Genomic DNA, 21,573 nt, shown 5'->3' on the forward strand with positions numbered 1-21,573 from the left:
GGAAATGTTTGAACTGGTCGAAAAACTCGCACCTAACGCAGTCATCAAGGTCGTCGGCGTGGGCGGCGGCGGTGGCAATGCCGTGGCCCACATGCTCAACGCCAACATCGAAGGCGTCGAATTCGTCGTCGCCAACACCGACGCGCAAGCCATGAAGAGCTGTGGCTCGCGCACCCACCTGCAGCTCGGCGCCAATGTCACCAAGGGCCTGGGCGCGGGCGCCAACCCCGAAGTAGGCCGCCAGGCCGCGCTGGAAGACCGCGAGCGCATCGAAGAGATGCTCGAGGGCGCGGACATGGTGTTCATCACCGCCGGCATGGGCGGCGGCACCGGTACCGGCGCGGCGCCGGTGGTGGCTCAGCTCGCCAAGGAGAAGGGCATCCTGACCGTGGCCGTGGTGACCAAGCCGTTCCCCTTCGAAGGTCGCCGCCGCATGCAGGTGGCCATGAAGGGCATCGAGGACTTGTCTCAGCACGTGGATTCGCTGATCACCGTGCCGAATGAGAAGCTGTTGTCGGTGCTTGGCCGCGAGGTCACGCTCCTGAACGCCTTCAAGGCCGCGAATGACGTGCTGCTGGGCGCGGTGCAGGGCATCGCCGACCTGATCACGGCCCCGGGCCTGATCAACGTCGACTTCGCCGACGTGCGCACCGTGATGTCCGAGATGGGCATGGCGATGATGGGCTCGGGCACCGCCCGCGGCGACGACCGCGCGCAGGCCGCCGCCGAGGCCGCCATCAACAACCCGCTGCTGGAAGACGTCAACCTCAACGGCGCCTGCGGCATCCTGGTGAACGTCACCGCCGGCCCGAACCTGACCATGCGCGAGTTCGACGAGATCGGCCGCGTCATCCACGACTTCGCCAGCGAAGACGCCACCGTCGTGATCGGCACCTCGCTCGACCCCGAAATGCAGGACGATGTGCGCGTCACCGTCGTGGCCACGGGCCTCAACCGCGCGGTGTCGCGCCAGCCTCAGCGTACGGTCGCCCCCCAGCAGGTCGAGATGCGTCAGCGGCCGCGCCCGGTCGTGCTGCGTACGGGCACGGGCAATGAAGTGGTCGACTATGCGCAGCCGGATGCCGTTCCGGGCCCGGTCCGCGGCGAGGGTGGCCCGGCCAAGAGCGCCGACCCGAGCTTCGACTACCTGGATATCCCGGCCTTCCTGCGCCGTCAGGCCGATTGAGAAAAAAATGTTCAAAAAGGAGTGAACAAACGTCAGATTGACTTGTCAGTCACATAACGCGCCTGGCGGCTGCTGCAAAGTTGCCCGCTTGTGCGTTCCTCCGCCGTTGGCGGAGGAGGGGACTGGCGCCGGTCTGCGTGCTCCTGGAGGAACATGACAGGACTGTGCGTCTGGGATGACGCATGACTGGCTAGGGCATCCGTGCCCTGGTCCGGTCCGACGCCTCGCCGCCGGATTCCCGTCCCGGCGCGGGGTGTCGTGTCGACCTAACTTGTTGACGGAATTGAGGTATTTCCTCGTCTGAGCCGCCGCCGACTTTTTTCAAGGATGAAGAAAGGATGAAAGCGTGAACAGACTGTACGGGCCGGTTTGCTTTTTTCAGTGGTTAAGACTGTGTTAGCATCCGTCTCCTGTTGGCTGCTGCCCCTTGCAGGTACCAAAAAAATGATCAAGCAGCGTACGCTCAAGAACATCATCCGGGCCACCGGCGTCGGTCTGCATACCGGCGACAAGGTCTATATGACGCTCCGCCCCGCCGCGCCCAATACGGGCATCGTGTTCCGTCGCACCGATCTGAACCCGCCGGTCGAAATCGCCGCGCGCCCAGACAACGTCGGCGACACGCGCCTGTCGACCACGCTGGTCAACGGCGATGTGCGCGTTTCGACGGTGGAGCATCTTCTCTCCGCGATGGCCGGCCTGGGCATCGACAATGCCTATGTCGATCTGTCGGCCCCGGAAGTGCCGATCATGGATGGCAGCGCGGGTCCCTTCGTGTTCCTGCTGCAGTCTGCCGGTATCGAAGAGCAGAGCGTCGCCAAGCGCTTCATTCGCATCAAGAAGCCGGTGAAGGTGCAGGACGGCGACAAGTGGGCCAGCTTCGAACCCTTTGAAGGCTTCAAGGTCGGCTTCTCGATCGAGTTCAACCACCCGATCATCAGCAAGCGCACCTCGCGGGCGGAGATCGATTTCTCCACCACCTCGTTCGTGAAGGAAGTGAGCCGTGCGCGCACATTCGGCTTCATGCGCGACATCGAGATGCTGCGCGAGCACAACCTGGCGCTCGGCGGTTCCATGGACAACGCCGTGGTGCTGGACGATTACCGCGTGCTCAACGAAGACGGTCTTCGCTACGAGGACGAGTTCGTCAAGCACAAGATCCTGGACGCGATCGGCGACCTCTATCTGCTGGGCCACAGCCTGATCGGCGCTTACTACGCGCACAAGTCGGGTCATGAGCTCAACAACAAGCTGCTTCGCACTCTCATGGCGGATGCGTCCGCATGGGAAGAGGTCAGCTACCAGGACGATCCCGCAACGGCCCCGATCTCCTACGCGCATCCCGCCCAGGCGATCTGAAGCTCAGTCCCGTCCAGCAAACATGAACAAACTGAACGGCCGCGTCCTCCGGGACGCGGCCGTTCGTTTTGTGATATACCTCGCCCCTTCGCCCTGCCACGATTCACGTAACGAAGATGTCAACGTCTTTCGGGGCTCGAGGGGCATGCTATAAACCCGTCACCGCCAATTCGGGGCACGGGGATAGCGGTGGCCCTCGGACACGGGGCGGCTCGATGGGGCAGGGAAGGCGGGTCGAAGTTACTCGCCCGACTTGTTCCGGGAACCAGAAGTTTCGGCGATGGACGCCAGCTCAAGGAACAGACGCTGCAATTCGGTGTCTGTTACAGAGATTGCCGCGGCCTTCAAATGGTTTGCGGCAGCAGGCGAAAGCGGTTTTGACCGATCCGGCACGGTTTCGGCCGGCGGTAGGGGGGCCACTTTCACGGTGAGGTATCCGGCGCGCACGCCTACCGCGTGCGCGGCAGCGAGGATTTGCGTCTGCATAAGCCGCAGCCTCGACGCCACCGCCGGCGAAGGAGCCAGGAACACAAGACGGCTGTCGCGCAGGTTGGCAAACCTGACCTGTTCGCGGAGCGGTGACGGCAGCGTCTGGCGCAGCGCGCGGTCTAACGCCTCCAGCTCACTGGCCTTGCGAGCCAGTGTAGTGAAAGGGCCACATTCGGTAAGGGATTTCGGTCCTGATCCGGTGCGGCGGGAAGCGTTGGGAACGTCGCGCTGCATGGGTGCCGACATCTTCGACGTGGAAAAACATGCAGATCATACTCGTCTCACGCACCAAGCGGGTGCCGAAAACCTTCAATCTCGCCGATCGGCGCTTGCGCTATCGACTGATCGCGATGACCACGGCCGCCGTGCTTGCATGTGCAGGACTGGGGGCTACTTTGGCATTGGCGGTGGCAAGTCCACGTGATCGTGCCTTGGCCGAAATCACCCGGCTCCATCAGCAGGTGTCGAAGCAGAACGCGCAACTGGGCGACGTCCGCAAGGATGCGCAGCGCGAGATCGATGCCTTGGCGACCAAGCTGGGCCAATTGCAGGCCCAGTCCACCCGGCTCAATGCGCTGGGCGAGCGCTTGGCCCAGATGGGCAAGCTCGATAGCACCGAATTCAACTTCGACGAGCAACCCGCCGTCGGCGGTGTCGAAGACACGGCCGACAGCGCCTATGCCTTGCCGCAGGCGCTGGATGCGGGGATCGATCAACTGGCCTCCCGCTTCGACAGCCAGCAGGCGCAGCTCTCCGCCCTGCAAAGCCTGCTGCTCGACGCCAAGATCGAATCCAACCTCAAGCCCACCGGCATGCCGGTCGAGGGCTATATCTCGTCCTACTTCGGTGGCCGGCCCGACCCCTTCAGCGGTCATGCGGCTTATCACACCGGCCTGGATATCTCGACGCCGACCGGAACGCCCGTACGCGCGGTCGCCGAGGGCATGGTGACCTTCGCTGGCGTCCGCAGCGGCTATGGCGACGTGATCGAGATCGACCACGGCAACGGCTACATGACCCGTTATGCGCACAACAGCCTGCTCGTGGTGCGGCCAGGGCAGCGCATCCATGTAGGCGACGTGATCGCCAAGGCCGGCTCGACGGGCCGCTCCACGGGCTCTCACGTTCATTTCGAGGTCTGGTACAAGGGCAACGTGGTCAATCCCCTCGCCTATGTCCGCAACCATCGTTGACGACCGTGCCTGTCGCATCCCCTTGAAACACCCGGGCAGAGCCGCCAGACAAGCTAATCGGGAAGGGTGACGGGGCGGTCGCAGGAGATTGCGGACCTCATAAAGCCGTCCGGCCGGGTCACCCCCGGCCGGTCTTCGTTTGGGGATCGCCCGGCGACCCTTGTATCATCCATTCCTTTCGTCCCGCCTCCCTTTTGCGGCGGACGCCTACGCCTCCAGGATCCGGAAGATCGATGCTCAATCGCGCCCTGACCAGCCTTTTTGGTAGCCGCAACGACCGCGTGCTGCGGCAGCTTTCCAAGTCTGTCGCGCGCATCAACGCGCTCGAGCCCGAGTTCGAAAAATTGAGCGACGCCGAGCTGCGCGCGAAGACCGACGAGTTCAAGCAGCGCATCGCCGGCGGTGAGTCTCTCGACAAGGTCCTGCCCGAGGCGTTTGCCACCGTGCGCGAAGGCGCCAAGCGCGTGCTCGGCATGCGCCACTACGACGTGCAGATGATCGGCGGCATGGTGCTGCATTCCGGCCGGATCGCCGAAATGCGCACCGGCGAGGGCAAGACCCTGGTCGCGACCTTGCCGGTGTATCTCAACGCGCTGGAAGGCAAGGGCGTGCACGTGGTCACCGTGAACGACTACCTCGCCCGCCGCGACTCGGCCCAGATGGGCCGGCTGTACAACTTCCTCGGCCTCACCGTGGGCGTCGTGTGGCCCGGCATGAACCACGCTGACAAGGGCGAGGCCTACGCCGCCGACATCACGTACGGCACGAATAACGAGTTCGGCTTTGATTATCTGCGCGACAACATGGCGTCCAGCAAGGAGCAGCGCTACCAGCGCGGCCTGCATTACGCCATCGTCGACGAGGTGGACTCGATCCTGATCGATGAAGCCCGCACCCCGCTGATCATCTCCGGCCCGGCCGAAGATTCGCCGCAGTTGTACATCGCGGTGAACAAGATCGTCCCGAAGATGATCCGCCAGGAGAAGGAAGACGCGGCGGGCGACTACTGGGTCGACGAGAAACAGAAGCAGGTGCATCTCTCGGAAGAGGGCATGTCGCACGCCGAGGAGCTGCTGCGTGAGGTCGGCGCGATCGACGCGGACAGCGGCCTGTACGATTCCAAGAACCTGGCGGTGGTCCACCATCTGAACGCCGCGCTGCGCGCCAACGCCATTTACCACCGTGACGTGGATTACATCGTCCGCGACGGCGAAGTGGTGATCGTGGACGAATTCACTGGCCGCACCCTGCCAGGCCGCCGCTGGTCGGACGGTCTGCACCAGGCGGTCGAGGCGAAGGAGGGGGTGCCGATTCAGCGCGAGAACCAGACGCTGGCGACCATCACCTTCCAGAATCTGTTCCGCATGTACAAGAAGCTGGCCGGCATGACCGGTACGGCGGACACGGAAGCTTACGAGTTCCAGCAGATCTACGGCCTGGAAGTGGTGGTGATTCCCACCCACAAGCCGATGATCCGCAAGGACAACCCGGACATGGTTTTCCTTGGCCAGCAGGCCAAGTACGACGCGGTGATCGAGGACATTCTCGACTGCCACAAGCGCGGCCAGCCGGTGCTGGTGGGTACCACCTCCATCGAGGTGTCGGAGCTGCTCTCCAAGCTGCTCAACAAGGCCAAGATTCCGCACGAAGTGCTCAATGCCAAGCAGCACGAGCGCGAGGCGCACATCGTGGCCCAGGCGGGTGCGCCGGGCGCGGTCACCATTGCCACCAACATGGCCGGCCGCGGTACCGACATCGTGCTAGGCGGCAGCCTCGAGGCGGCGCTGGCGACTCTGCCCGAGACCGCGACCGACGCCGACCGCGAAAAGATCAAGGCCGAATGGAAGAAGAAGCACGAACAGGTGCTTACCGCCGGCGGCCTGCACATCGTCGGTACCGAGCGCCACGAATCCCGCCGCATCGACAACCAGCTGCGCGGCCGTTCCGGTCGTCAGGGCGATCCCGGTTCGTCGCGCTTCTACCTGTCGCTGGAGGACAATCTCCTGCGCATCTTCGCCGGCGATTGGGTCGGCCGCTGGATGCGCATGTTCGGCATGAAGGAAAACGAAGCGCTGGAAGACCGCATGGTCAGCCGGCAGATCGAAAAAGCGCAGCGCAAGGTCGAGCAGCACAACTTCGACATCCGCAAGCACCTGCTGGAATTCGACGACGTCGCGAATGACCAGCGCAAGGTGATCTATTCGCAGCGCGACGAACTGCTGGAGACGGACAGCGTCGCCGATACCATCGCCGACATCCGCGACGACGTGGTGAGCGAAGTGGTACGCCGCTACGTGCCGGCCGACAGCATCGACGAGCAGTGGGACCTGTCGTCGCTGGACCGCGAGCTCGAGAGCGAATTCGGCCTCTCGCTCGACCTGAAGCACTGGGTCGAGCAGCAGCACGAAGCCGACGCGGACACCGTCCTCGAACATGTCCGCGCCGCAGTCGAGCAGCTGTTCAAGTCCAAGGAAGAGCAGATCGGCGCCGATACCATGCGCCAGCTCGAGAAGCACATCATGCTCAGCGTGCTGGACAACGCCTGGAAGGAGCACCTGGCCAGCATGGATTACCTGCGCCAGGGCATCTACCTGCGCGGTTACGCGCAGAAGCAGCCCAAGCAGGAGTTCAAGCGCGAGTCGTTCGAGCTGTTCTCCAGCATGCTCGAGCGCATCAAGACGGAAGTCATCCAGATGCTGGCGCGCATCCGTATCCGCAGCGAGGAAGAAGTCGCGGCGATGGAGGCCGAGCAGCAGCGCATGGCTGAGCGTCTGTCGCGTCAGATGCACGCGAGTGGCGGCGGCGCGCCGACGGCAGCGCTGAATGCCGATCCGGAAGCGGTCGCTGCTGGCAGCCTCGCCGCCGCGCCGGTGCTCGGGAATGAAGGTCCCAAGGTCGGCCGCAACGACCCGTGCCCCTGCGGTTCGGGCAAGAAATACAAGCATTGCCATGGTCAACTGAACTGAGCCGATGGCGGATAGGGCAAGAAAAAAGGCGGCCAAGGGCCGCCTTTTTTGTCAGGCTCGGCCAGCTCAATCGCCGCCCGGCACCCGCGTGCGATACGGCTCGGCATCCACCGTGATGTATTCCGGCTCCTCGCTGTCCAGCCGAAGTGCGGTGAGCTTGCCGCCCCATACGCAACCGGTATCGATAGCATAGATGCCCAGTCCGGCGAAGCGTCCCAGGGCTGACCAATGGCCGCAGACGATGCGCGTTTCGCGGCGTTTCATACCCGGCACTTCGAACCAGGGATACATGCCCGGCTTCTGCGTGCCCGGGACCCCTTTGCTCTCGAAGTCGATCCGCCCGTGGATGTCGCAATAGCGCATGCGGGTCAAGGTGTTGATGGAGGCACGCAGGCGCTCGATGCCCTGCAGCCGGCTCGACCAGGCCGCTGGCCGATTGCCGAACAGGTTCTTCAGGATGCGCGCGTGCCGCGGGCCGGAGAGCTCACGTTCGACCTCCTGGGCGGAGCGCATCGCTTGCCGCAGGGTCCACACGGGGGCGAGCCCCGCGTGCACCATGGTCCAGCCCAGCGTCTCGTCCACATGCAGCAGCTTCTGCGAGCGCAGCCATTCGAACAGTACCGGCGCATCGTCCGCGAACAGCACTTCGCGCAGCTCCGGGTTCACCTTCGACTGCGCCTCGGGCCGGCGCTGGGCGATGGCCAGCAGGCTGAGGTCGTGGTTGCCGAGCGTGAGCACGACGTTGTCGCGCAGACTATGGATGAGTCGCAGCGTCTCCAGCGACTGGCCGCCGCGGTTCACCAGGTCCCCGCAGAACCATAGCCGGTCGCTGGCCGGATCGAAGCGAAGCTTGTCGAGCAGACGGTGCAGTTCGGGATGGCAGCCCTGCACGTCGCCGATCGCATAGGTAGCCATCAGTGCAGGGTACGCGGAATGGACAGGGTGAAGGGAGGGATCGGGGCCTCGAAATGCGTGCCGTCGTCGGCAAGCATCTGATAGCTCCCCTGCATGATGCCCACGGCGGTCTCCAGCACTGCCCCCGAGGTGTATTCGTAATCGTCCCCGGGGCGCATCCATGGCTGTTCGCCGACCACGCCCTCGCCATGTACTTCCTCCACCTTGCCGTTGGCGTCGGTGATCACCCAGTGCCGCGCGATCAGGCGCGCGGGCACGTCGCCCCGGTTGTGGAGCGTAACGGTATAGGCGAAGACGTAGCGGTTGTCACCGGGCTTGGACTGGTCGGGGACGAAGCGTGTTTCGACCTGCACGTCGATCGTGTAGGGGGATTTCTCGGTCATGGCGCGATTGTAAGGCTTGCCGGCGCGCATGAAGCAAGCCTGCACGCCCGCGCCTGAACCGCGACATCGCGATGCCGTCAGCCAGCCGGCGCGATCTTGGCGAGCCGGACGAAGTCCAGCGGATCCAGCGTTTCCGCGCGAGCCTTGGGGTCGATGCCCGCCGCTTCGATCGCCTGGGCGTCCATCAGTTGGCGCAACGCGTTGCTCAGCGTCTTGCGCCGCTGCGCGAAGGCCGCCTTCACGATGGCGTGGACGCGATCCGGATCGGCACCGTGCCGCTGTTCGGGCGTGAGTGGAACGAGGCGCACCACGGCCGAATCCACCTTCGGTGGCGGCCGGAATGCACCGGGTGGAACGGTGAAGAGCGGCTCCACCCGGCAGGCCAGCTGCAGCATCACGGATAGACGTCCATACACCTTGCTGCCCGGTTCGGCGGCCATCCGGTCCACGACTTCCTTCTGCAGCATGAAATGCATGTCCTGGATGGCCGCAGCGTGGTCCACGCAGTGGAACAGGATGGGGCTGGAGATGTAGTAGGGCAGATTGCCGGCGATGCGCACGCGCTCGACGCCGAGTTCGTGCGCCAGCGTAGTGAAATCAACCTTCAGCACATCCGAGTGGACGATGCGGAGCTCGCCGACCGCGTCGGCCCGCGCCTGCAGGTCGGGAATGAGATCGGTGTCCAGCTCGATGGCCGTCATGCGGCCGGCGGCGGCGAGCAGGGGAAGGGTCAGTGCGCCTTCGCCGGGGCCGATCTCGACGACCGCGTCTCCGGGTTTCGGCGAAATCGAACTGACGATGCGCTCGATATAGCGCTTCTCGTGAAGGAAATGCTGGCCGAAGCTCTTCTTGGGACGTGCGTTCATCGGTACTTCCAGGGACAAAGCGGGCTCAACCGGCGTGGCCCGCGCGCCGGGCAGCCAGTTCCAGCGCCATGCGGGCGGCGGCGATGAGGCTCGATGGATCGGCGCGGCCGGAGCCGGCCAGATCCAGCGCTGTGCCGTGATCCACCGAGGTACGAATGAAGGGCAGCCCCAGCGTGAGGTTCACCGTGCGGTCGAACGCCTCGCTCTTGAGCACCGGCAAGGCCTGGTCGTGGTACATGGCGATCACCGCGTCGTAGCCGCTGCGCTGGGCCGGTACGAACGCCGTGTCGGCCGGGAGAGGGCCGATCAGCTTGAAGCCCTCTGCTCGCAGGCGCTCCAGCACGGGAATGATCGTGTCCAGCTCCTCGCGCCCCAGGTGCCCGCCTTCGCCAGCGTGCGGGTTCAAGCCGAGGACGGCGATACGAGGCTCCGCGAAGCCGAACTTGTCACGCAGCTCGGCATGGACGATGCGCAACGTGCGCGTCAGGGACTCGGCAGTAATGGTCGCCGGCACGGCGGCAAGCGGGAGGTGCGTGGTTGCCAGGGCGACCCGAAGTTCGGGGCTGGCCAGCATCATCACCACGTCGCTGCGGCTGCGTTCGGCGAAGAACTCCGTGTGCCCGCTGAAGCGGATGCCGGCGTCGTTGATCGAAGACTTCTGCAGCGGCGCCGTGACGACGGCTTCGTAACGCCCGCTCATGCAGCCGTCGGCCGCTTCGGCCAGCGTGGTGAGCACGTGCCGGGCATTGCGAGGATCGGGCTGGCCCGGGCGTTCCTCCACACCGAGCGGGATGTGCTGAATACGCAGGGACCCGGGGTGGCGCTGGCGTATCGCGCCGCCATCGTCGTCGATCAGTTCGATGTCCGTGCCGCAACGTTTCGCGGCGCGTTCCAGCAACCCGCGATCGGTAACCGCAACGAAATTGGCCGCCAGCGGAGTGGCGGCCAATCGGATGAGCAGTTCGGGGCCGACGCCCGCCGGTTCGCCGGCAGTGACGGCGAGCCGAGGAAGCGCGCTCGCGTTCAAGGCGGTCCTCAGGAGGACTTGCCCGGCTGGTCGGGCTCGCGCAGCTCCGGCACCAGGATGTTCACGTAGGCGCTCGAACGCATCTCGCGCAGGAAGTCCTCGTAAGCCTGCTCGGCCTTGCGGTTGCCGATCGCCTGGCGGGCCTGGTCGCGCTCGATCTGGTCCGTCAGGTCGCTCTGGCGCTCGCCCAGCCGTTGCAGGATGTGCCAGCCGGCTTCGCTCTGGAAGGGCTGCGAGACCTCGTTGTCCTTCAGCTGGGTGATCTGCTGGCCAATGATCGAGCCCCACGCCTGTTGCGGGAACCAGCCCATGTCGCCGCCATTGTTGGCGGTGGTGTTGTCCTTGGACTCGTCCTTCGCCAGCTTGGCGAAGTCCTCGTGCTTGTTGACGATGCGGCTGTACAGGTCCTGCGCCTTCTGGCGCGCCTGCTCCGGCGACACGATTTCGCTGGGCTTGATCAGGATCTGGCGGGCGTGGAATTCAGGCACCACCTGGCGGCTGGGAGCGCGCTGGTCCACCAGCTTGAGGATATGGAAGCCCGTCGGGCCGCGCAGGGCGGGGCTGACGTCACCGACCTTCATGCCGGACACGGCGTCGGCGAACGCGGGCGGGACTTCGTCCATGCGGCGCCAGCCGAGGTCGCCGCCTTCGAGTGCGTCCTGGGCGTCCGAGTAGCGGATGGCCGCGGCATTGAAATCCATGCCGCCATGAATGGCATTGATGGCTTCCTCGGCCTTCTTCTGCGCCGCCTGGATGTCGGCCGCATTGCCGCCGGAGGGCACGCCGATCTGGATGTGAGCCAGGTGGATCTCGCCGGCCTTGTAGGTCGGGCTGGCCAGCAGGTTGTTGATCTCGCTGTCGGTGACGTTGACCGAGTCGCGCACCACGCTCTCGTGCAGGCGCTGTGCGATGAGCTGTTCGCGCAGCTGCTGGCGGAACGCGGCGAAGCTGGAACCTTCCTGCTCCACCGCAGCGCGCAGCTGCTCGGCCGACATCTTGTTCTGCTGAGCCACGGCGCCCACGGCCTGGTCGACGTCGGCGTCGGAGACGCGGATGCCCTGGTCGTCGGCCTTCTGCACCTGCAGCTTCATCAGGATCAGGCGGTCGAGCACCTGGCGCTGCAGCACGTCCATCGGCGGCAGCTGGCCCGGCTGGCTGGCGTACTGCTGCTGCACGGAGCGGACGGCGTCATTGAGCTCGCTCTGCAGGATCACGCCGTCGTCCACCACCGCCACGATGCGATCGAGCGGCTGCTTGCCGGAGGCAGCGGCCTGCGGCAACAGCTGGGCATGGGCGGGAACGACGGCCGCGGTGGCGACCGCGAGCAGGAACAACGCGAGAGGCTGTTTCATTCGTGAGGACCTTCAATCGCCTCTGGCGACCGGGAAGTTATTGATAGCCAAGGATACCACGCCGCAGTACCCCTTCCGTCTGGCCGTTGAACGCGCCCAGACCCTTGAACTGCAGCTCGAACATGATCGCGTTGTTGGCGCGGGCGTTCGCGGTGGCGAAGTTGTAGGTGTTGACGTAATGGCGTCCCACCACCCGCACGGCCACGCAGCAGCTGTCGTATTCGACGCCCGCCAGCGCTTCGACCGTACGCTTCTCCATCACCGAGTACGTCCAGCGGCCCACCAGGCGCCAGCGTTCGGAAACGGGGTAGACCGCGGACGCGTCGTATTGTTCCAGCAGGCCGCGGCGGTAGCGGTACGAGAAGTTGAGGATGCCGTCCGTGCCGATCCGGCGTTGCACGCCGACGGCCGCCAGGTCGGTGCTGCGGCCGACGAAATAGGGTTCGCCGGTGATGTCCGTGCCGCCCTGCATGCGCTTGTGCGGGTTCCACTGGTACTGCGTGCTCAGGCGCCAGTCGTCGTTGAGCTGCATATTCAGCTGGGCAACGTAGTTGGAGCCGGACCAGTCGGTGGGCGCCGCGGTCGTGTTGTTGCCATTGGGGAGCTGCACCCGCTGCTGGTTGAAGTAGCGGATCTGGCCGATGCTGGCCGACAGGCGTTCCACGCCGTTGTCGTCCAGCAGGCGCGTCGTCAGCGCCGCGGTCAGGTTATTGGCGTTCATCTGCCGGTCCGCGCCGGAATACTGGTTCGGCGTGAACAGCTGCCAGTAGTCGAACGACATCAGATTGGTGTCGAACAGCGGCAGGTTGCTCTGGTTGCGGTACGGCACGTACAGGTAATACAGCCGCGGCTCCAGGGTCTGGGTATAGCTGTTGCCGAACAACGACGTCATGCGGTCGAACACCAGGCCGCTGTCCAGGCTGACGACGGGGAGCGAGCGGCTGGGCGAGCGGTTGGTGAACGGCGTCGCCTGTCCGGTGGCGAGCGGGGAGTAATAACCGTAACGGTCATAGCCGCCGCTCAGTTCGTAAGTCGTATAGCGGTAAGCCACCTTGGGCCGTACGAACCAGGCCGCGCCGCGGAAATCCGCCGCCAGGTACGGGTACAGATCAAGGCGGTTGCCTTCGACCACGTCGTCCTTGCGGAAGGCCACGGCCTCGGTGCTGGCGCCGAACTCCAGCCACTTCTGCAGCGGCAGGTTCACGTTGAACGTGGCGCGCGGCCAGCGCTTGTACTGCACGGCGCTGTCCGGCAGGGACGGATCGACGTTCTGGTAGCTGTCCGCGCCGAACGAGGCGCTCCACCAGTTGCCGCCGCCGTTGATATAGGCGCTGGAGGTCAGCGTGCCGATCGCCGACGTGTACAGGTCGTTGCCGAAGTCGCGCAGGTAATTGCGGTCCGACGCGCGGTTGATGCTGGTATTGAACGACCAGGGCCCGATCAGGTGCGATGCGTTATTGAATTTCACCAGGTAGCGGTCGTCGCCCTTGGTCTGCTCGACGCTGTCGGGATCGTTGTTCCCGCGGTCGTTGTGCAGGTACTCAATGTTCAACTGCCCGGTCGTGCCCGGAATCAGGTTCAGATAGCGGAACTCGCCCGCCAGCATCAGCCCGCGTTCGGTGTAGATGCGCGGCTCGAGCGTCGCATCGTAGTTCGGCGCCAGATTCAGGTAATACGGCATGCCCAGCATGAAGCCGGAGCGGTTGGAATTGCTGAAGGTCGGGTACAGGAAGCCGCTCTTGCGCCGGTCGTCCACCGGGAAGGTGAAGTAGGGCAGGTACAGGAACGGCACATTGGCGAAACGCATCGTGGCGCCGTGCGCCGTGCCCACGCCGGTTTCCTTGTCGATGCGCAGATCCTTGGAACGCACTTCCCACAAGTGGTGGCCCACGTCGCAGGTGGAGTAGGTCACCTGGCGGTAATGGGTGCGCTGCGCGTCCAGCATCTGGCCTTGCTGGGCCGTGCCGTTGCCGCGCGAGGTGAGCATCTGGTACCGCACGATGTCGGCCATGCCGGTGCTGGTGTCGGTGTTGCCGCGGATGTGCTCGGCGGAGAGCAGTTGCCCGGCTTCCTGGTAGCGCACGTTGCCGCGCGCGTCGTAGTCGGTGGTGTCGCTGTTGTAGTCGGCCGTGTCCGACTGCAGCTTCTGGTCGGCGCGCTCGATTTTCACGCGGCCCTGCAGGTGGTAGACCGTCTGGTCGGAGCTGTCCACCTGCTCGGCGTAGACCTCGGTATTGGCCGTGTCGCGCAGGGCGGTGTCCTTCGGCAGGGCCGGGTCGTAGAACTCCAGCAGCGCGTTCGGACGGCACATCGAGAAGTTCAGCTCGCGAGGCTTGCAGTGAAACGACCCGAGCGGACAGGTCGCCGGCGCCTGGTTCTCGGCGGCTCCCTGGGTCCCGTCGGAGGTCGACTGGGCTTCGGCCTGGCCGCCCATCAGGGCGAGGGCCGCGGCGACCGCCAGCAGGCGGCGCGGGGGGAGGTGGCGCGAGGTCGGCTTGGGCGTCACGGTGGCGGTCTGTGGGTTCGGAAAGGTCGTTAAGCTAGCAGAAAGACCCCATATACGGCAGGCAAGCCCCTATCCCTGCCTGTGAGGAATTCAGCATGAGCGAGACCAAGCCGAGCAAGACCGATGCCGAGTGGCGCGCCGAACTCACCCCGGAGCAGTACGCCGTCTGCCGCTGCTCCGCCACGGAGCCGCCCTTCAGCGGCAAGTGGTACCGCCACAAGGAGGCCGGCACCTATGTATGCGCCGCCTGCCATGCCCAGCTGTTCGCCTCCGACGCCAAGTACGACTCCGGTTCCGGCTGGCCGAGCTATTACCAGCCGATCGCCGGTGCCGCCGTGACGGAACACGAGGACGAAAGCCACGGCATGCGCCGCGTCGAAATCCGCTGCGCCCACTGCGATTCGCACCTCGGCCACGTCTTCCCGGACGGCCCGAAGCCGACGGGCCTGCGCTATTGCATCAATTCGGTGGCCCTGGACTTCGTCCCGGACGGGCCGTGACGCGCTAGGCCATCAGTTCGGCCACGTGCGCGCCGACGCTGGCGGCGAGCGCCTGGAGGTCGTAGCCGCCCTCCAGGGTCGAGACGAGCCGGCCGTAGGCGTGCGCGTGGGCGAGGTCCACCAGGCGGCCGGTGATCCAGGCGTAGTCTTCGGTGGTGAGCCGCAGTTCTGCCAGCGGATCCGCGCGATGGGCATCGAAGCCCGCGGAGATCAGCACGAGCTGCGGCTTGAACGCGTAAAGCTTCGGCAGCAGCGCGCCTTCCCACAGCTCGCGGAACTCGTACGAGCCGTCGCCCGGCGACAGCGGCGCATTGATGACGTTGCCCACGCCGTGCTCGTCGGGGCGTCCCGTCTCGGGGTACAGCGGCGACTGATGGCTGGAAACGAACAGCACGCGCGCATCCCGTTCGAAGATGTCCTGGGTGCCATTGCCGTGGTGCACATCGAAATCGGCGATCGCCACCCGGCGCAAGCCATGTTCCTCGATGGCATGCGCGGCGGCGACGGCTACGTTGTTGAACAGGCAGAAGCCCATGGCGCGATCCGGCGTGGCATGGTGCCCCGGCGGCCGCACCGCGCAGAAGGCGCGGCCGCCTCCCATGGCCATGTCCACGGCCGCCACGGCCGCGCCAGCGGCGCGAAGGGCGGCCTCTGCGGAACCGGGGGACATCACGGTGTCCTCGTCCAGGCGCACGGTGCCCGACACGGGTGCGATCGCCAGCACGCGGTCCACGTAGTCGGCCGCGTGGACGCGCAGCAATTGCTCGCGCGTGGCGCGCGGCGCCTCGATGCGGTCCAGCGCGGCGAAGCGATCATGGTCCAGTGCGCGGAGGATGGCCCGCAGCCGCGACGGCGACTCGGGATGCTCGGGGCCCGGATCGTGCTCCAGGCAGGCGGGATGAGTGTAGAGCCGCAGCATGCGGCGCTCAGGGCGCGGGTTTGCGGCGGCGTTCGTGCTGCCACAGCACTTCGCCATGGCCGCCCGCACGGGCGAGCACGCGCGCGATCACGAACAGCAGGTCGGACAGCCGGTTCAGATAACGCTGCGCCTGGGGCCGGACTTCTTCGACGCGAGCCAGCGCGATCACCTCGCGCTCCGCGCGCCGGCACACCGTGCGCGCCAGATGGCAGCAAGATGCGGCCATGCCGCCGCCGGGCAGGATGAAGTCCTTGAGCGGAGGCAGCGGCTCGTTGAAACCGTCCAGCACCTGCTCCAGCCGGTCGATGTCGCGGTCGTCGATCATCGCCATGCCGGGAATGCACAGCTCGCCGCCCAGGTCGAACAGATCGTGCTGCACCTGGGTCAAGGCTTCGCGCACGTCGTCGCCGACGCCATCGGCGGCCAGCACCATGCCGATGGTGCTGTTGAGCTCATCCACCGTGCCGTAGGCGCCGACGCGCAGCGAGTCCTTCGGCACGCGCGAACCGTCGCCGAGGCCGGTGCTGCCGTCGTCGCCGGTGCGCGTATAGATCTTGGAGAGACGATTGCCCACGGGCCGCGCTTAGTGGCGCAGGCCCTGGGTGCCGGCCTGCTTGAGCGTGCGGGCCAGCTGGATCACCACCACGTGCAGCACGGCGCCGATCGCCACGTAGGCGGCGGCCGTGCCGAGAAACGGCAGGTACCAGTCGGCCAGGTTGGCGCCCCAGGCGGCAAAGGAACGCGGGGCCGGCACACTGGCGCTGAGCCAGTAGAAGCTGCCGTTGGAAATCAGGTAGCAAGCCGCCTCGCTGATCAGCAGCGCGCCGGCGGCCAGGCCGAGCGTCGACACGCGCAGGCCTTGGTCGTGACGGGCCAGCCAGCGGCCGCCCATCCACAGGGTGAAGTACGAGGGCACCAGGAACCAGTAGGCCGGCGACACGCAGTAGTGGCTCCAGAACGGGATGCCCTGGCTGGAGATCACGAAGTAATCGACCAGCACCGCCTCGGCCATCAGCAGCGGGAAGGCCCAGCGCGTGGCGCCGCGCAGCCAGAAGCCGCCCAGGAAGAACACCGCCCACGAAGCGTCGGGGAGGGGGCCGAAGTGGTGCGCGCGCGTCGCAGCCATCACCAGGGCAAGCGCGAAGAAGATGCCCAGGCGCTGGTTTTGCGTCGTAGCCATGTGGTGCTCCGTGGTTCGAAAAGGCGAAAAAGCGGGGTCGCTAGTGTAGCCCAAGCCATTGCCGCTGAAGCCGCGGCGGCGAGACGTCGCGCGGGCGGGGCGGACGCGCGTCCTGCGCGTATCATCGGCGCCCATGACTGCCCCCCAGCTACCCACTTCCTTTCCGCGCGGTCCGGTGCTCGTCGTCGGCGGCGGCCTGGTCGGCGCCAGCCTTGCCATTGCGCTCGACGCCGCCGGCGTGGATGCCGTACTGGTCGAGGCCGCCGCGCCGCGGGCGGACGCCCAGCCCAGTTATGACGAGCGCAACCTGGCGCTCGCCCGCGCCACCGTCAACGGCCTGGAGGCCATTGGCGTCTGGCGCCACGCGCTGGACCAGGCGACGCCGATCCGCCACATCCACGTGAGCCGCGCCGGGGACTTCGGCAGCGTCCGCCTGGACGCGGCGCGCGAAGGCGTGGACGCGCTGGGCTGGACCTTGCCGGCCCGCGAACTCGGCCATGCGCTGCTGCGCCGCCTGGACGAATGCCGCCGGCTGAAGCGTCTCGCCCCGGCCCGGCTGGAGGCCCTGGAGCCGCTCGCCGATGGCTGGCGGGCCCGGGTAAGCACACCGGACGGCATGCAGGAGATCGACGCGGCCCTGCTGGTCGGCGCCGACGGCACCGCCTCCTATGTACGCGACCGCCTCGGCATCGAGGCCGAGACGCACGATTACCGGCAGACCCTGTTCGTCTGCACGATCACCCCTGAGCGCGCCCACGCGAACCGCGCCTACGAGCGCTTCTCCGACCAGGGCCCCATCGCCCTGCTGCCGCTGGCCGAGCGCCGCTGCGGCCTGGTGCTCACTGTGTCCGCTGAGGAGGCCGACACGGTGGCCGCGATGGACGACGAGGCTTTCCTGGCGCTCGCCCAGGAGCGCTTCGGCTGGCGCCTCGGGCGCCTTGCCAGGCCGGGCAAGCGGCATCCGTACGCGATCAAGCGCGTCGCCGCGCAGCGCCTCACCGGTCCTCGCGCGGTACTGGTGGGCAACGCCGCGCAGACCGTGCACCCGATCGGCGCCCAGGGTTTCAACCTCGGCCTGCGCGATGCGCTGACCCTGGCCGAACTGGTCGCCGTCGCCCCAGATCCTGGCGCCCCGGCGCTGCTGGAGACTTACGCCACGCGCCGCGAACCGGATCGCGCGGGCACCATGCGCATGAGCCACGGGCTGGTTCGTCTTGCCTGCCTCCATCAACCCATGCTGGGTCCGCTGCGCTCGCTCGCCATGCTGGCTTGCGATCGCGTACCGCCCTTGCGCAGCCTGCTGGCGCGCAAGGGCATGGGATTCCGCGGCACGCCGCCGCAAGCCGTGCTGGAGCGCCTGCCATGAACGCCACTTCGTTCCGCGGCGAGCCACGCCGACGCGGCCCCGCATGGGACATCGCCGTGGTCGGCGGCGGCATGGTGGGCGCCGCCGCCGCGCTCGCCCTGGCGCGTGCCGGCTTCGCTACCGCCTTGCTGGAGGCGCGTGAACCCTCGCCGTGGTCCGTCGAGCAGGAAGTCGACCTGCGCGTCGTCGGCCTGGCGCCTTCGTCCATCGCGTTGCTCGACGGATTGGGCGTGTGGAAGGCGATCCGCGACGCGCGCTCCGGCCCCTACGCGCACATGCACGTGTGGGATGCGGAGAGCGGCGCCTCGATCCACTTCGACGCCGCCGACGAAGGGCGCGACCTGCTCGGCTATATCGTCGAGAACAACCTCGTGCAGTGGCGGCTGTGGAACGCACTGGAAGCGGCCGGCGTGAAGCGGCTCTGCCCTGCCGAAGTGAAGGCGTTCGACGCTCAGGACGACCGCATCCAACTGGAACTGGCCGACGGGCAGTCGCTCGCCGCGCGCCTCCTGGTGGCCGCCGACGGCGCCGGTTCGCCGCTGCGCAAGCTTGCGGGGATCGAAACGCGCGGACGCGATTACGCACAACGCGCTGTCGTCGCCCATGTGCGGACCGAGCGGCCGCACCAGGGCACGGCATGGCAGCGCTTTCTCCCGGACGGTCCATTGGCCTTGCTGCCCCTGGCCGACGGACGCAGCTCCATCGTCTGGTCGCTGCCCGAAGAGGAAGCGCGGCGAGTGCTGGCGCTTGACGACGATGCCTTCATGGCCGAGCTTGGCGTGGCCAGCGATTTCCATCTCGGGCGCATCGTGGGCACCACGCCGCGCGCGGCATTCCCCTTGAAATTGCAGCTGGCGACGACCTACCAGGCGGAACGCTTCGTGCTGCTGGGCGACGCGGCGCATGCGGTGCATCCGCTGGCCGGGCAGGGCGTGAATCTTGGCCTGCGGGACGTGGCGGAATTGCGCGACACCCTGGTCGCCGCGCGCGACGCCGGACGCGATATCGCCGCGCCCCACGTGCTGCGCCGCTATGCCCGCAACCGGCGCAGCGCCGATACGCTCGACGCGCTGGGCTTCGACGCCCTGGCGCGCATCTACGCTTGGCGTTCGCCGCCGCTGGTGGCCGCGCGCGGCCTGGGCGTGCGGCTGATCGACCGGCTCTCGCCGTTGAAGCGCCGCCTGGCGGGACACGCTGCGGGCCTTTGATCGTTCGCGTACCGAATCATCGTTTCCGCTGTATCGCCGTCCGTTCCCTCACGAACCCAAAGGTGGATCATGCGCATCGCACGACTCGGTTGTTTCTTGCTGCTGTCCGGTATGGCCTTCGCCGCGCAGGCGAAGATGGTGCACAAGCCCGTGGAGTGGACGCTCGACGGCACCAAATACCACAGTGTGCTCGTCTACGACGATGCGGTCGCCGCCAAGCGGCCCGGCCTGCTGATGGTGCCTAACTGGTACGGGGTGAACGACACTGCCCTGAAGAAGGCCGAGGGCATCGCCGGCAAGGACTATGTGATTCTGGTCACTGACATGTACGGCGAAAAGATCCGCCCCTCCGGCGACGAACAGGCGCTGGCCGCGGTGAAGCCGCTGTACGCCGACCGCGCGCAGATGCGCAAGCGCGTTACTTACGCCCTCGACCAGTTCAAGGCCCAGGCCAAGGACGCGCCCATCGACCTGAGCAAGCTGGCCGCGATCGGTTTCTGCTTCGGCGGCTCCGCCGTGCTGGATCTGGCCCGCGCCGGCGCCGACGTGGCCGCGGTCGTGTCCTTCCACGGCGCCCTTCAGACCGACAAGCCGGAACTCGCCAAGCAGATCAAGGCCCGCGTCCTGGTCTTCAACGGCGCCGACGACAAAGGCACCATGCCCGACGCGGACAAGTTCATGGACGAAATGCGCGGCAGCAAAGCGGACTGGCAATTCGTGGTGCTGGGCAATGCGGTGCATTGCTTCACGGAGACGGACCAGCACAAGGAAGGCTGTGCCTATGACGAGCGCGCGGCGAAGCGCAGCTATCGCATGATGAGCGATTGGCTGCATGGGGCATTCACGAACACGCCTTGATCGGTGCGAAGGAATCCTTCTCCGCTTAGGGCAGAAGGCGCCCGAGGGGATTTCCTTCGGTGATGCGGGTGGAGTCGCTGGATTGTTGTCGCGGCGCGGCGCGCCTCGGTGTGCTGCGAGATTCGACGCTGCGCTCCGCCCGTCCCCTCACCCCAGCCCTCTCCCCGGAGGGGAGAGGGAGCAACGCGTCAGTAGCTGCGTTGCACCGAGTAATCGGCCAGCGCGGCCAGTGCGTCCCGGTAAGTCGAGGACGGCAGCGTCTCCAGTGCTGCGCGCGCTGCCTTCGCATGCTGCACCGCCCGCTCTTGCGTACGATCCAGCGCGCCCGAATCGCGAATGGCCGCGATGATGCGCTCCAGCGAATCAAGCCCGCCATGCTCGATGGCATGGCGCAACGACTGCACCTGTTCCGGGTCGGCCTTCTGCATGGCGTAGATCAGGGGCAGGGTGGGCTTGCCCTCGGCCAGGTCGTCGCCGATGTTCTTGCCCAGGGTGTCCGCGTCGCTGACGTAGTCGAGCAGGTCGTCGGCGATCTGGAAGGCGTAGCCCAGTTCCAAGCCGTAGCGGCGCAGCGCGGCGATCTGCTCTTCCGGCAGGCCGCCCAGCACGCCGCCCAGTTCCGTGGCGGCGGCGAACAGCACCGCGGTCTTGCGTTCGATCACGGCCAGGTAGGCGGCCTCGTCCACGTCGGCATTGCCGATGTTGAGCAGCTGCAGTACCTCGCCCTCGGCGATGGTGTTGGTGGTGTCGGCCAGGATGCGCATCACGCGCATGTCGTCCAGTTCCACCATCAGCTGGAACGAGCGGGAATACAGGAAATCGCCCACCAGCACGCTTGCGGCATTGCCCCACAGCGCATTGGCCGTCTTGCGGCCGCGGCGCAGGTCGGATTCGTCGACCACGTCGTCATGCAGCAAGGTGGAGGTGTGGATGAACTCGATCACCGCCGCCAGCTTGATGTGCTGGTCGCCGCCATAGCCCGCGGCGCCTGCGGCCAGGACATGTAGCATCGGGCGCAGGCGCTTGCCGCCGCCGGCAATGATGTGGTCTGCGATCTGGTTGATCAGCACGACATCGGACGACAGCCGGTGGCGGATCAACGCATCGACCCGCTGCATGTCGTCGGTGGCCAGCGCGCGCACGTCGGCGAACTCGGTCGGGCGGATGGCGGTGGCTGGCATCGTGGTCATGGTGGCGTCGCGGCTTCGTAGCGAACGATTATACGGGGAGGCCGCACGGTTGCGCCGCTGGCGCCCGTCACCCCGGATTTCCCTGCGCATTCCGGCGCATGCGGCGCGAC

The 21,573-nt window shown here is 66.4% G+C and carries 19 protein-coding genes; 8 read left to right on the top strand and 11 right to left on the bottom strand.

Features of this window, described 5'->3' with window-relative positions; genetic code table 11:
* The first annotated feature begins 4 nt into the window (after positions 1-4).
* Together ftsZ and lpxC are read left to right on the top strand one after the other, a co-directional pair.
* Positions 5-1,186: a cell division protein FtsZ gene (gene ftsZ, locus RKE25_RS05090; protein WP_311841175.1), complete on the top strand. Its 1,182-nt coding sequence runs from the start codon at positions 5-7 to the stop codon at positions 1,184-1,186.
* Positions 1,187-1,630: 444 nt separating this feature from the next.
* Positions 1,631-2,545, top strand: a complete 915-nt coding sequence (lpxC, locus tag RKE25_RS05095) for a UDP-3-O-acyl-N-acetylglucosamine deacetylase (RefSeq protein WP_311841176.1) — start codon at positions 1,631-1,633, stop codon at positions 2,543-2,545.
* Positions 2,546-2,785: 240 nt separating this feature from the next.
* Here the strand turns inward: lpxC and RKE25_RS05100 are convergent, their stop codons facing one another.
* Positions 2,786-3,268, bottom strand: a complete 483-nt coding sequence (locus RKE25_RS05100) for a DUF721 domain-containing protein (RefSeq protein ID WP_311841177.1) — start codon at positions 3,266-3,268, stop codon at positions 2,786-2,788.
* 29 nt (positions 3,269-3,297) lie between these two features.
* On the opposite strand from RKE25_RS05100, the gene RKE25_RS05105 reads away from it, so the two are divergent.
* Positions 3,298-4,227 (top strand): M23 family metallopeptidase, encoded by a 930-nt coding sequence (locus RKE25_RS05105; RefSeq protein WP_311841178.1) that lies wholly within the window; start codon positions 3,298-3,300, stop codon positions 4,225-4,227.
* Positions 4,228-4,460: 233 nt separating this feature from the next.
* Positions 4,461-7,193 (top strand): preprotein translocase subunit SecA, encoded by a 2,733-nt coding sequence (gene secA, locus RKE25_RS05110; protein ID WP_311841179.1) that lies wholly within the window; start codon positions 4,461-4,463, stop codon positions 7,191-7,193.
* 66 nt (positions 7,194-7,259) lie between these two features.
* Here secA and RKE25_RS05115 read toward each other — a convergent pair whose 3' ends face one another.
* The 6 genes from RKE25_RS05115 to lptD all read right to left on the bottom strand — a co-directional run bounded on the left by RKE25_RS05115 (position 7,260) and on the right by lptD (position 14,242).
* The gene (locus RKE25_RS05115; RefSeq protein WP_311841180.1) at positions 7,260-8,108 is read right to left on the bottom strand and encodes a symmetrical bis(5'-nucleosyl)-tetraphosphatase; all 849 of its coding nucleotides are present in this window, start codon (positions 8,106-8,108) and stop codon (positions 7,260-7,262) included.
* Entirely contained in the window at positions 8,108-8,491 is a 384-nt protein-coding gene (apaG, locus tag RKE25_RS05120; RefSeq protein ID WP_311841181.1) for a Co2+/Mg2+ efflux protein ApaG, read from the bottom strand. Before apaG ends, RKE25_RS05115 begins: the two co-directional genes overlap by 1 nt.
* A 77-nt stretch (positions 8,492-8,568) precedes the next feature.
* Positions 8,569-9,357, bottom strand: coding sequence for a 16S rRNA (adenine(1518)-N(6)/adenine(1519)-N(6))-dimethyltransferase RsmA (rsmA, locus tag RKE25_RS05125; protein ID WP_311841182.1), 789 nt, complete (start codon positions 9,355-9,357; stop codon positions 8,569-8,571).
* 25 nt (positions 9,358-9,382) lie between these two features.
* Entirely contained in the window at positions 9,383-10,384 is a 1,002-nt protein-coding gene (gene pdxA, locus RKE25_RS05130) for a 4-hydroxythreonine-4-phosphate dehydrogenase PdxA (RefSeq protein ID WP_311841183.1), read from the bottom strand.
* A gap of 8 nt (positions 10,385-10,392) precedes the next feature.
* The gene (locus RKE25_RS05135) at positions 10,393-11,736 is read right to left on the bottom strand and encodes a peptidylprolyl isomerase (RefSeq protein WP_311841184.1); all 1,344 of its coding nucleotides are present in this window, start codon (positions 11,734-11,736) and stop codon (positions 10,393-10,395) included.
* Between the two features lie 37 nt (positions 11,737-11,773).
* On the bottom strand, positions 11,774-14,242 hold the full coding sequence (gene lptD / locus RKE25_RS05140) for an LPS assembly protein LptD (RefSeq protein ID WP_311841185.1): 2,469 nt from the start codon (positions 14,240-14,242) through the stop codon (positions 11,774-11,776).
* A 95-nt stretch (positions 14,243-14,337) separates the two neighbouring features.
* Here lptD and msrB point away from each other — a divergent pair, with 95 nt between their 5' ends.
* The gene (gene msrB / locus RKE25_RS05145) at positions 14,338-14,742 is read left to right on the top strand and encodes a peptide-methionine (R)-S-oxide reductase MsrB (RefSeq protein ID WP_311841186.1); all 405 of its coding nucleotides are present in this window, start codon (positions 14,338-14,340) and stop codon (positions 14,740-14,742) included.
* A 4-nt stretch (positions 14,743-14,746) separates the two neighbouring features.
* Here the strand turns inward: msrB and RKE25_RS05150 are convergent, their stop codons facing one another.
* The 3 genes from RKE25_RS05150 to RKE25_RS05160 are packed head-to-tail and all read right to left on the bottom strand — an operon-like array spanning position 14,747 to position 16,841.
* The gene (locus RKE25_RS05150) at positions 14,747-15,661 is read right to left on the bottom strand and encodes a histone deacetylase family protein (protein WP_311841187.1); all 915 of its coding nucleotides are present in this window, start codon (positions 15,659-15,661) and stop codon (positions 14,747-14,749) included.
* Between the two features lie 7 nt (positions 15,662-15,668).
* Positions 15,669-16,235, bottom strand: a complete 567-nt coding sequence (locus tag RKE25_RS05155) for a cob(I)yrinic acid a,c-diamide adenosyltransferase (protein WP_311841188.1) — start codon at positions 16,233-16,235, stop codon at positions 15,669-15,671.
* Positions 16,236-16,244: 9 nt separating this feature from the next.
* Positions 16,245-16,841, bottom strand: coding sequence for a hypothetical protein (locus RKE25_RS05160; RefSeq protein ID WP_311841189.1), 597 nt, complete (start codon positions 16,839-16,841; stop codon positions 16,245-16,247).
* Between the two features lie 133 nt (positions 16,842-16,974).
* Here RKE25_RS05160 and ubiH point away from each other — a divergent pair, with 133 nt between their 5' ends.
* The 3 genes from ubiH to RKE25_RS05175 all read left to right on the top strand — a co-directional run bounded on the left by ubiH (position 16,975) and on the right by RKE25_RS05175 (position 20,273).
* A complete protein-coding gene (gene ubiH / locus RKE25_RS05165; protein ID WP_311841190.1) occupies positions 16,975-18,207 on the top strand; it encodes a 2-octaprenyl-6-methoxyphenyl hydroxylase in 1,233 nt (410 codons plus the stop codon).
* Complete coding sequence (locus tag RKE25_RS05170) at positions 18,204-19,415, top strand: UbiH/UbiF/VisC/COQ6 family ubiquinone biosynthesis hydroxylase (RefSeq protein WP_311841191.1); 1,212 nt, start codon at positions 18,204-18,206, stop codon at positions 19,413-19,415. The genes ubiH and RKE25_RS05170 overlap by 4 nt, the downstream gene beginning before the upstream one ends.
* A gap of 69 nt (positions 19,416-19,484) precedes the next feature.
* The gene (locus tag RKE25_RS05175; protein WP_311841192.1) at positions 19,485-20,273 is read left to right on the top strand and encodes a dienelactone hydrolase family protein; all 789 of its coding nucleotides are present in this window, start codon (positions 19,485-19,487) and stop codon (positions 20,271-20,273) included.
* A 188-nt stretch (positions 20,274-20,461) separates the two neighbouring features.
* Here the strand turns inward: RKE25_RS05175 and RKE25_RS05180 are convergent, their stop codons facing one another.
* Positions 20,462-21,463, bottom strand: coding sequence for a polyprenyl synthetase family protein (locus RKE25_RS05180; protein ID WP_311841193.1), 1,002 nt, complete (start codon positions 21,461-21,463; stop codon positions 20,462-20,464).
* Positions 21,464-21,573: the final 110 nt, after the last annotated feature.

Source organism: Dyella sp. BiH032 (genome assembly GCF_031954525.1).
GTDB lineage: Bacteria > Pseudomonadota > Gammaproteobacteria > Xanthomonadales > Rhodanobacteraceae > Dyella_D.